Source organism: Streptomyces sp. NPDC127097 (genome assembly GCF_042724075.1).
Lineage (GTDB): Bacteria > Actinomycetota > Actinomycetes > Streptomycetales > Streptomycetaceae > Streptomyces.
Genome location: NZ_JBHXFI010000006.1, coordinates 21260 through 31601 on the forward strand (window position 1 = coordinate 21260; position 10342 = coordinate 31601).

Annotated in this window: 8 protein-coding genes; 2 read left to right on the forward strand and 6 right to left on the reverse strand. The window is 71.8% G+C overall.

Annotation, left to right across the window (positions count from 1 at the left end; translation table 11 throughout):
* Window positions 1-107 precede the first annotated feature (107 nt).
* Window positions 108-1271: a xylose isomerase gene (xylA, locus tag ACFWJW_RS07485; RefSeq protein WP_387236317.1), complete on the forward strand. Its 1164-nt coding sequence runs from the start codon at window positions 108-110 to the stop codon at window positions 1269-1271.
* A gap of 44 nt (window positions 1272-1315) precedes the next feature.
* On the opposite strand, the gene ACFWJW_RS07490 is transcribed toward xylA, so the two are convergent.
* Window positions 1316-2281, reverse strand: coding sequence for an acetylxylan esterase (locus ACFWJW_RS07490; RefSeq protein ID WP_387236320.1), 966 nt, complete (start codon window positions 2279-2281; stop codon window positions 1316-1318).
* Window positions 2282-2416: 135 nt separating this feature from the next.
* Here ACFWJW_RS07490 and ACFWJW_RS07495 point away from each other — a divergent pair, with 135 nt between their 5' ends.
* Complete coding sequence (locus ACFWJW_RS07495; RefSeq protein WP_387236323.1) at window positions 2417-3262, forward strand: hypothetical protein; 846 nt, start codon at window positions 2417-2419, stop codon at window positions 3260-3262.
* Between the two features lie 146 nt (window positions 3263-3408).
* Here the strand turns inward: ACFWJW_RS07495 and ACFWJW_RS07500 are convergent, their stop codons facing one another.
* The 5 genes from ACFWJW_RS07500 to ACFWJW_RS07520 all read right to left on the reverse strand — a co-directional run bounded on the left by ACFWJW_RS07500 (window position 3409) and on the right by ACFWJW_RS07520 (window position 10105).
* On the reverse strand, window positions 3409-4239 hold the full coding sequence (locus ACFWJW_RS07500) for an amino acid ABC transporter ATP-binding protein (RefSeq protein WP_387236326.1): 831 nt from the start codon (window positions 4237-4239) through the stop codon (window positions 3409-3411).
* Window positions 4240-4244: 5 nt separating this feature from the next.
* Window positions 4245-5030: an amino acid ABC transporter permease gene (locus tag ACFWJW_RS07505; RefSeq protein WP_042160743.1), complete on the reverse strand. Its 786-nt coding sequence runs from the start codon at window positions 5028-5030 to the stop codon at window positions 4245-4247.
* Between the two features lie 11 nt (window positions 5031-5041).
* A complete protein-coding gene (locus ACFWJW_RS07510) occupies window positions 5042-5839 on the reverse strand; it encodes a basic amino acid ABC transporter substrate-binding protein (RefSeq protein ID WP_387236329.1) in 798 nt (265 codons plus the stop codon).
* 163 nt (window positions 5840-6002) lie between these two features.
* Window positions 6003-6923 carry a homocysteine S-methyltransferase gene (gene mmuM, locus ACFWJW_RS07515; protein ID WP_387236332.1) on the reverse strand — a complete coding sequence of 307 codons (921 nt, stop codon included), beginning with the start codon at window positions 6921-6923 and terminating at the stop codon, window positions 6003-6005.
* 134 nt (window positions 6924-7057) lie between these two features.
* Window positions 7058-10105, reverse strand: coding sequence for a glycoside hydrolase family 2 TIM barrel-domain containing protein (locus tag ACFWJW_RS07520; protein ID WP_387236334.1), 3048 nt, complete (start codon window positions 10103-10105; stop codon window positions 7058-7060).
* Window positions 10106-10342: the final 237 nt, after the last annotated feature.

The window sequence follows — 10342 nt, forward strand, 5'->3', positions numbered from 1 at the left end:
CGTCATCCATGTCTCGGTCCAGGGGGTTCCCCGGCGTGCTGTCGCATATTAGTTTGGCCGCGGCAGAATTTGTAAAGTGCCTTGACGAAATGATCGAGGGAGTCGCGATGAGTCGCCGGCCCACGCCCGCGGACAAGTTCAGCTTCGGCCTGTGGACCGTCGGCTGGCAGGGCCGTGACCCCTTCGGGGACGCCACCCGCCGCGCCCTGGACCCGGTGGAATCGGTGCACCGCCTCGCCGACCTCGGCGCCTACGGCGTCACCTTCCATGACGACGATCTGATCCCGTTCGGCGCCGGCGGCATCGAGCGCGAGGCGGCCGTCAAACGCTTCCGGCAGGCACTGGACGCCACCGGCCTGATCGTCCCGATGGCCACCACCAACCTCTTCACCCACCCCGTCTTCAAGGACGGCGCCTTCACCGCCAACGACCGCGACATCCGCCGCTACGCCCTGCGCAAGACGCTCCGCAACATCGATCTCGCCGCCGAGCTGGGTGCCCGCACCTATGTCGCATGGGGCGGACGGGAAGGCGCGGAATCCGGCGCGGCCAAGGACGTACGGACCGCCCTGGACCGGCTCAAGGAAGCCTTCGACCTCCTCGGCCAGTACGTCATCGAGCAGGGCTACGACCTGAAGTTCGCCCTGGAACCCAAGCCCAACGAGCCGCGCGGCGACATCCTCCTCCCGACCGTCGGCCACGCCCTCGCCTTCATCGAGCGGCTGGAACACCCCGAGCGCTTCGGCGTCAACCCCGAGGTCGGACACGAGCAGATGGCCGGGCTGAACTTCCCGCACGGCATCGCCCAGGCACTGTGGGCGGACAAGCTCTTCCACATCGACCTCAACGGCCAGAGCGGGATCAAGTACGACCAGGACCTCCGCTTCGGCGCGGGTGATCTGCGCGCCGCCTTCTGGCTCGTCGACCTGCTGGAGGTGGCCGGCTACGACGGGCCGCGGCACTTCGACTTCAAACCGCCGCGCACCGAGGACCTGGACGGCGTCTGGACCTCGGCGGCCGGCTGTATGCGCAACTATCTGCTCCTCAAGGAGCGGGCGGCGGCCTTCCGGTCCGACCCGGCCGTCCAGGACGCGCTGCGCGCCGCGCGCCTGGACCAGCTGGGCCACCCCACCGCCGAGGACGGTCTGGCCGGACTGCTCGCCGACGCCACCGCTTACGAGACCTTCGACGTCGAAGCGGCGGCCGCCCGCGGGATGGCCTTCGAGCATCTGGACCAGCTGGCGTTGGAGCATCTGCTCGGGGCGGTCTGAGGGGCCGCGTCCGGCCCGATCCGGTCGGCTCCGAGGCCGGCCGCTCACCCGAGCAGGCAGCGCAGAAAGGCTATTTCGGCGGCCCGCTGCGCACCGCCGCCGCTCTCATGGGCGTTGAACCGCCACACCTTCAGTTCCTTCTCGCCCGCGTAGTGATGGAAGGCGGCGAAACCGGTGGACGGCGGGGTCACCTCGTCGCGCAGTGCGGTGCCGAAGAGCGCCGGGGCGGTGGCGCGGGCGGCGAAGTTCAGGCCGTCGAAGTGGTCCAGGGTGTGCAGCGCGGTGTCGATCAGGTCGCGCGCCCCCGCGAAGTAGCGGGTGAGTTCGCCGTACGGGCCCACGTCCGTGACCTCCACCGCGCGGCGGATGTGTGCCAGGAACGGCGCATCGATCAAGGCCCCCGCAAGGCCGGGGACCAGGCCCGCCACCGCCAGGGCCGCGCCGCCGCCCTGGCTGTGGCCGGCGACCACGACCCGGTCGGCGTCCACCGCGTCATGGCCGCGCGCCGCCTCCACGGCCCGTACCGCGTCGGTGAACAGCCGCCGGTAGTAGTAGCCGTGCGGATCGAGCAGCCCCTGGGTCAGCTTGCCGGGGACGCCCGGATTGTCGGAGCCGACCGGATCGGGGGTGTCGCCGGGCCGGTTGGGGCCGCTCTGTCCCCGGGTGTCCATGACCAGGGTGGCGTACCCCGCGGACGGCCACAGCAGCCAGTCGTGCGGCAGCAGCCGCCCGCCCCCGTATCCGAGGTACTGCACGACGCACGGCAGCGGTCCGGAGGCCGCGCGCGGGAGCAGGAACCAGCCGCGGACCGGCTGCCCGCCGAAACCCGCGAACGTCACGTCATGGGTGCGGAGCAGGGCGAGCCCCGCATCGATTTCGGTGAAGCGCGCGCAAAGGGCGTGGGTGCGGGCCTCGACGAGGGTGCGCCGCCAGAACGCGTCAAAGCCGGCCGGCTCGGGACGCGGCGGACAGTAGGTGTGCAGCGCGTCCAGGGGAAGGTCGGTGAACACGGAAAACCTCCGAGCCGTAGGCTGGCTTGCTGTCTGTCGCCAACGGTGCCCAGGGTCCGGACAATTCAGACGTGAATTGTTCCAGGTTGGTCACCGAGTCCCGTAAAACCGAGTAAAGAAGCGATCATTTCCGCCATGAGCTTTCCTCCGCCCCCGCCGAATCAGCCGAACCAGCCGCCCAACGCCCCTCCGGGCGGCTTCGGTCCGCCGGCCGGTGGCTACGGGCCGGGCGGTCAGGGCCAGGGCGGATACGGCCCGGGTGGCTACGGCACGCCCCCGGGCGGCCACCAGGCCCCCGGCGGCTTCGGCCCGCCCGCGGGCGGCTACGGGCCGCCGGGACCGGGCGGCCCCGGCGGCTGGCAGCAGCCGCCCGGCCCGCCCGGCGGTGGCGGCAACGGCAAGACCATCGCGGCGATCATCGCCGGTGGCGTGGTCGTGCTGGCCGCCGTCATCACCGTCATCGTGGTGAACAACAGCGACGACAACGGCAACCACCGTGCCCAGCCGTCCAGTTCGAGCACCAGCGCCACCCCGTCCGAGAGCGCGTCCCCGACGCCCTACGAGGAGCCCACGCCCAGCGCGACGCCCACCGGCGGTGACTTCGAGAAGTCCCTGCCGACGCCCTCCAACGGCAAGATCCCGTTCTACCTGCTGAAGGTCGGCGACTGCTACGACCGCCCCGCGGACGGCGGCGGCAACAACGACGAAGCCTCCTGCAACGGCCCGCACGACGCCGAGGTCGTCGCCACGCACCGTCTGGCGTCCGGGCTCACCACCGAATCGGGGATCCAGAACAAGGCGGCCTCGCTGTGCCGCAACGAGCTGGAGCGCAAGGCGGCCCAGCAGCCCGCCGGCACCGCCGAGGGCACCTACGTCCAGTACCCCAGCCTCAGCGGCTACCGGCTCGGCATCAAGACCATCAGCTGTAGCCTGACCGGCAACCGCTCCCTCACCAAGAAGCTCACCAAGCCGCTGTCCTGACCACCGCGGAGGACAGCGGACCCCACCACGGGCGAGGGCGGACCACTTCACGGGGCGGGGGCGGAACCCGGACAACCCGGCGTTCCGCCCCCGCCCCGTCGGCGCGCGCACCGCGGCAGTTCGGTGCCCGAGGGCTCAGTCCGCGCTCAGCGGTCCACCCGCTTGCCCGCCGCGCCGGTGTCCGCGACCTCGCCGACCTCGGCGGCCGCCGGATCCAGCACCCGCGCCAGGAACGTCCTGGTCCGCTCGTGCTGCGGGGCCCCCACCACCTGCTCCGGGGTGCCCTGCTCGACGATCACGCCGCCGTCCATGAACACCACCCGGTCGGCGACCTCCCGGGCGAAGCTCATCTCATGGGTGACGACGAGCATCGTCATCCCCTCCTGCGCCAGCCCCCGCATCACCGCCAGCACATCGCCGACCAGCTCCGGGTCCAGCGCCGAGGTCGGCTCGTCGAAGAGCATCAGCTCCGGGTCCATCGACAGCGCACGGGCGATGGCCACCCGCTGCTGCTGCCCGCCCGACAGCTGCGCCGGATAGGCGGCCGCCTTGTCGCTCAGCCCGACCCGTTCGAGGTTGGCACGGGCGATCCGCTCCGCCTCCGTGCGGTCGCGGCGCAGCACCCGCCGCTGGGAGATCGTGAGGTTCTCCAGCACGGTCAGATGCGGAAAGAGGTTGAAGGACTGGAAGACCATCCCGATCCGCCGGCGGACCCGGTCGATGTCCACGTCCGGGTCGGTGACCTCGGTGCCGGCCACCACCACCCGGCCCGCGCTCGGCTCCTCCAGCAGATTCACACAGCGCAGCAGGGTCGATTTCCCGGAGCCCGAGGGCCCGATGACACACACCACCTCACCGCGCGACACCGAGAAGTCGATCCCGCGCAGCACCTCCAGCTCCCCGAAAGCCTTGCGCAGACCCTGCACATCGATGGCCTTCGCGTCCACCGTCTCCGGTGCCGCCTGCTCGGTCGTCACGCCACTCACCTGGCCTTCGCCGTACGGGCCTCCAGCCGACGGACCAGCTGGCCGAGGGGGAGGGTGATCACGAGATAGAGCAGCCCGGCGATCAGGATCGGGGTCAGGCTCTTGTGCTCATTGAGCGCGTCCCGGCCGAAGTTGGCCAGTTCGAACTGGGTGAGGGAAAGACCCAGCAGATACACCAGGGAGGAGTCCTTGGTGAGCAGAATCAGTTCATTGGTCAGCGGCGGCAGCACGATACGGAACGCCTGCGGAATGACGATCGAGGCCATCGCCCGCCCCTGCGACATTCCCAGTGAACGCGCCGCCTCCGTCTGCCCCTTGGGAACGGCCTGAATGCCGGCCCGGATGGTCTCCGCCATATAGGCCGCGCCCACCAGCCCGAGCGACAGCATCACGGTGACGTTCATGTCGAGCGCGACCTCGAAGGCCAGCGGCACACCGAAGCCGAGCGCGATGAACACCAGCAGACAGGGGATACCGCGGAAGAACTCGATATAGGTGACCGCGATCCAGCGGTAGGGCGGCACCGACGAGAGCCGCATCAGCGCCAGCACCAGCCCCAGCGCCAGACCGAAACCGAATCCCAGCAGGGTGTAGAGGACGGTGTTCACCAGCGCCGTGGTGATGATCTCCGGGAACAGCGCCTTCGCGACCTCGACGTCGAAGAACGCCATCCGCAGCTGATGCCAGTCGGCGATCAGCGCGAAGACCACCACCGCGGCGACCAGCACGCCGTACTGCACGCCACGGGTGATCCGCGCGCGCTGTCTTTTGGACACAGACATAACGGGCGGCCTCAGCTCTGCGGGGTGGTGCCGAACCACTTCTTGTAGATCCGGTCGTAACTCCCGTCGGATTTCGCCTTCTTCAGCACCGCGTTGATCTTCTTGCGCAACGCGTCATTGCCGGTGCGGACGCCGATACCGTAGTGCTCACCCGTGTTGAATTCCGCGGTGACCTTGGTGTCCGGGTTCTGCTTCACATAGTCGAAGAGCACCCCGTTGTCATTGATGCCGGCATCGACCTGGCCGGACTTCACCGCGGTCAGCAACAGCCCCAGATCCTCGAACTCCACCAGTTCGACGCCCTTGCCGTGGTCCTTGGCGTAGATCCCGCCGGTGGTGGCCTTCTGATAGCCGAGCTTCTTGCCCTTGAGGTCCTCGACCTTCTTGACGGGCTTGCTCTTCTTCGTCAGCAGCGCCTGGGTGGCGTTGAAATACGGGTCGGAGAAATCCATGACCTTGTCCCGCGCGTCCGTGATCGTCATGCCGGCGGCGGCCAGATCACATTTGCGGATGGTGAAGTCCTGGCCGGTCTCAATGCCTTCGAAGGGCGTGTTGACGATCTCCTGCTTGACGCCGAGATCCTTGGCGACCAGATCCACCAGATCCACATCGAACCCGACGACCTTGCCGTCCTTCTTCACCTGGAACGGTGCGTACGGAAGGTGGGTGCAGGTCTTCAGAGTCCCGGAGGAGACCAGTTCCAGGCCGCCTGACCCCTTCTTCCCGTCGGACTTGGTGCTGCTGCACCCCGCCAGGACGACGACGGCCGTGGCAATGGCTATGACAGGCAACGTGGAGCGAGCGGACACTGGTCCTCCAGAGCGGATACAGATCATCCAAGCCGTGCATGCTGCGATGTGGCTGCATACTGCCATCGGCCCGGGGCTCTGTCGCCGCCGCTTCGGTTGCGTCTGTGTAACGCCTTCGGCCCGCGTCCGGGCCGCGCGCCGCCGGTCCCCGTCCCGGCGCCCGTCAGCGGCCGAGCCCGGCCGCCAGCTCCGCGATCGCCTCCGGCCCCACCCGGCAGCAGCCCCCGATGAGCCGGGCACCGTCCGCGGCCCAGGCGGCGACCCGGTCCACGCTGAACTCCGGGCTGCCGCACCACGCCCGCGCCGCCGCGTCCCAGCGCTCCCCGCTGTTGGGATAGACCACCACCGGCTTGCCGGTGACCCGCGCCGCGAGCCGCACCGCCCGGTCCGCATCGTCCGGCGCGCAGCAGTTCACCCCCACCGCGATCACCTCGTCGGCCTCCGCCGCCACCGCGAACGCCTCCGTCAGCGGCTGCCCGGCCCGGGTCCGGTCCCCGGCGACGCTGTACGACAGATAGGCCGGGACCCCCAGCCCGCGCACCGCCCGCAGCAGCGCCCGGGCCTCCTCGGCGTCCGGCACCGTCTCCAGCGCCAGCACATCGGGCCGGGCCGCGGCCAGCACCTCCAGCCGCGGCCGGTGGAACCGCTCCAGCTCCGCCACCGACAGCCCGTAGCGGCCGCGGTATTCGGAGCCGTCGGCCAGCATCGCGCCGTACGGGCCCGCCGAGGCGGCCACATACAGCGGCCCGGCGATGCCGCCGGCGGTGGCCCGCCCGGCCGCCTCACGGGCCAGTTCCACGCTCCGGGCCAGCAGCTCCGCCGCCTGCTCCGTGCCGATGCCGCGCCGCGCGAACCCCTCGAACGTCGCCTGATAGCTGGCGGTGATCGCGACCTGCGCCCCTGCCTCGTAGTAGGCCAGATGCGCCCGCACCACGGCCTCCGGCTCCTCGGCCAGCAGCCGCGCCGACCACAGGGCGTCGCTGAGGTCGTGCCCGTCGGCCTCCAGCTGGTTCGACAGCCCGCCGTCGAGGACGACCGGCCCGGCGGCCATGGCGTCGGCGAGCGGCGGGAACGTGCTGACCATGGTGGGAAGCCTCTCGGTGCGGCGGGACGCGTGGGAACCCACGCCTCACCCAAGATCGTAGTGCCGGGTGGTGCGCACGGCCCCGGCCGAGGCATTCGCGCACGCCCCGGCCGGCGCAGGGTGGGGCGCGGGGCTCAGCCCAGCGACGAGAACACGAACGAGAAGCGCGCCGGAGCCGGCTCCAGCCGGTGCTGCGGCAGCACCCCCGGCCCGCACGACTGGCTGCCGATGCCGTGCTGCGCATGGTCGAGATGGACCCACAGGTCCTCACCGGGCCGCAGATCCGTGGTGTGGCGGGCCGCGGTCAGCTCCTCGGCCGGCCACCGGCGGGCGGTGAAGAAGAAGTCCGGGTCACCCTCGATCCGCAGACCCGAGCCGTCCGTACGGGTCAGCTCCGCCCAGCGCACACCGGGCCGCGCCCCGTTCTCCTGCGGCCGGACATACGGCGTCTGGAGCGCGTCCACCGGCATCGACCAGCGGCCGACCCGGGCGGCGGCCCGGGTGTCCGGATAGCCCTCGCCGGGCCCGCCGCCGAACCACGTGGCGAGACCCAGGCTGCCGCACAGCCGCATCCGCACCCCCAGCCGCGGCAGCGGAACCGGCCAGTCGCCCTCCGGGTCGACGCGCAACTCCAGCCGCAGCAGGGCGGGTTGGGCCGTCCAGCGGTAGACCGTGCGCAGCCCCACCGGCGTGCCGGCCGGGGCGACCCGGGTGCGCACCACCAAGGAGTCCGGGCCGGTCTCCACCGCATCGACGCGGTGTCGCATCCGGTGCAGACCGAGCCGCCGCCACTCGGTGGCCGGCCGTGGCTCCGGCTGCCAGGGCGCGGCCTCGTCGTTGTCGGTCGGCGCCCGCCACACGTCCAGCCGGGGCCCGCCGAGCCGTACGCCGCCCAGATAGTCGAGGGTCCCCGTGGTGGCGTCGAAGATCCCCGGGCCGAGGACGAGCACATTGCCCTCGCCGCGGCGCGGGGTGGCGGTGGCCGCCGGGGGAGTGGCGGCGGCGCGCGGCGCGGCCGGGAGCTGGCCCCAGGCGACCTCGTGCCCGGCGGGCGCCCAAGCAGTGTCCCGGTCCAGTACGGCCTGGACCGTCCAGATCGCCTCACCCTCGCCGCCCGGCTCGCCCGGCGGCGCCGGCAGCTCCACCACGGCCGACGCGCCGGGTGCCAACGGCGGCACCACCAGCCGGCCGTGCCCGCGCGGCTCGCCCGCCACCTCGTGGACGTAGCGGAACACGAGGTGGTCCAGGCCGGCGAAGTCATACCGATTGGTGATCCGGACCGCGCCCGCCGCGCCGTCGTCGCGCGCGGCCTCGATCCGCACCGGTTCGATGACCTTCTTGAACTCCAGCAGGCCGGGGGAGGGCACCCGGCCGGGCAGGACCAGCCCGTCGCAGACGAAGTTCCCGTCGTGCAGCTCCTCGCCGAAGTCACCGCCGTAGGCGTGGAAGACCTCACCGCCGGCCGTCTGCTGCCGCAGCCCGTGGTCGATCCACTCCCAGACGAAACCGCCCTGGCAGCGCTCATGGCGCTCGAACAGCCGCTGGTACTCGCTCAGTCCGCCGGGACCGTTGCCCATGGCATGCGCGTACTCGCACAGCAGGAAGGGGAGCGCCCGCCGCCGGGCGTCCAGCTCCGGGTCGGGCAGCGGAGCCTCCGCGCGCCGCCCGATGCGCTCCACCTCGGCGTGGTCGGCGTACATCCGGGAGTAGACATCGGTGTCGGCGCAGCTGGGGTCCCCCTCGTAGTGCAGCGGGCGGGACGGGTCGCGCTCGCGCATCCAGGCGGCCATCGCGGACAGCCCGCGCCCCGTGCCGCACTCGTTGCCCAGCGACCACAGCACGATGCTCGGGTGGTTCTTGTCCCGCTCGACCATCCGCCGGGCCCGGTCGAGCAGCGCCGGCTCCCAGCGCGCATCATCGACCGGATTGTCCCGCCAGCCCTGCTGGGCGAAGCCGTGCGTCTCCAGATCGCACTCGTCGACCACCCACAGGCCCAGCTCGTCGCAGAGATCCAGGAAGGCGGGGTGCGGCGGATAGTGGCTGGTGCGCACCGCGTTGATGTTGTGCTGTTTCATCAGCAGCAGATCACGGCGCATCGTCTCGGGGCCGAGCGTCCGTCCGGAACGCGGATGGAACTCATGGCGGTTGACGCCGCGCAGCAGGATCCGCCGGCCGTTGACCGTCAGCAGCCCGCCCTCGACGCGGACCGTACGGAAGCCGATCCGCAGCGGGATCCGCTCGCCCGGGGTGATCAGCTCCCCGTCGTAGAGGTGCGGTTCCTCGGCCGTCCAGGGACGCACCGGCACCGTGGCGCTCTCCCCAGTGGCCAGTTCGAGACCGAGCGCGGGGACGGTCACCCGGCCGGCCGGTGCGCACTCCACCCGCAAGGTGCCGTGGCCCGTGACGTGATCGAATCCGGCGTGCACGAAGTGGTCGGCGACCGAGCCCTCGGGACGGCGGTGGAGCGAGACGTTCCGGAAGATGCCGGGGAGCCACCACTGGTCCTGGTCCTCCAGATAGCTGCCCGACGACCACTGGTGGACCCGCACCGCCAGCACATTGCCGCGCGGCCGCAGCAGCTGCCCGACCTCGAACTCGTGCGGCAGCCGGCTGCCCTTGAAGTGCCCCAGCTCCGTCCCGTTGAGCCAGACCCGGGCACAGGACTCCACCCCGGCGAAGTGCAGCACCGCGGGCCCCTCGCCCCACCCCTCGGGCAGATCGAAGCGGCGCCGGTGATCACCCGTCGGGTTCTCGTCCGGGACCCGCGGCGGATCGACCGGGAAGGGGTAGGCGGTGTTGGTGTAGACGGGCGCCCCGCCGAGCTGCGGCCGGTCACCGCCCCCGTACGAGCCCTCGGCGGCGAAGCGCCCCTGGAGCGGCCAGTGGCCGGGCACCCGCAGCTCCTGCCACTGCGCGTCGTCGAAGTCCGGCCGGGCGAACGTGTCGTCCTCGGTGGTGGCACCTGCCGAGAGCCGGAACCGCCAGGTGCCGTCCAGCGAGATCCGGGCGGCATCCGAGCGCGCGTACCAGGCGCGGGGCGGCAGGGTCCCGCTTCCCGGCGAGCGGTCCTCGTAGTACGGCGGGTGGTGGGGGCGGTGCGGTGCGCCGGCCGTCTCGTCGGGGGTCGGCGCGGGCGGTGCGGACGACGGGGGGTGCGGCGCATGCGGCGAAGTGCCGGTCACTGGTCCTCCTGCTGCGGGCGAGGTGCCGGGCGGTGGGGGATCGCTTCAGCGAAGCACGAGCGGCGGCACGGCGCAGGCGGATGAGGGGATTGGCCCGGCCGGCCTACGGGCCGCCCGGTCAGCGGCCGAGGTGCCCCCGGTCAGCCGCCCGCCGCCGAGCCGCCCGCGAGGCCGCCCCCGGCCGACGGCCGCCCCGCCGCACCCTGCCCTTCCTCACCCCGCCACTCCTCCCCTCTC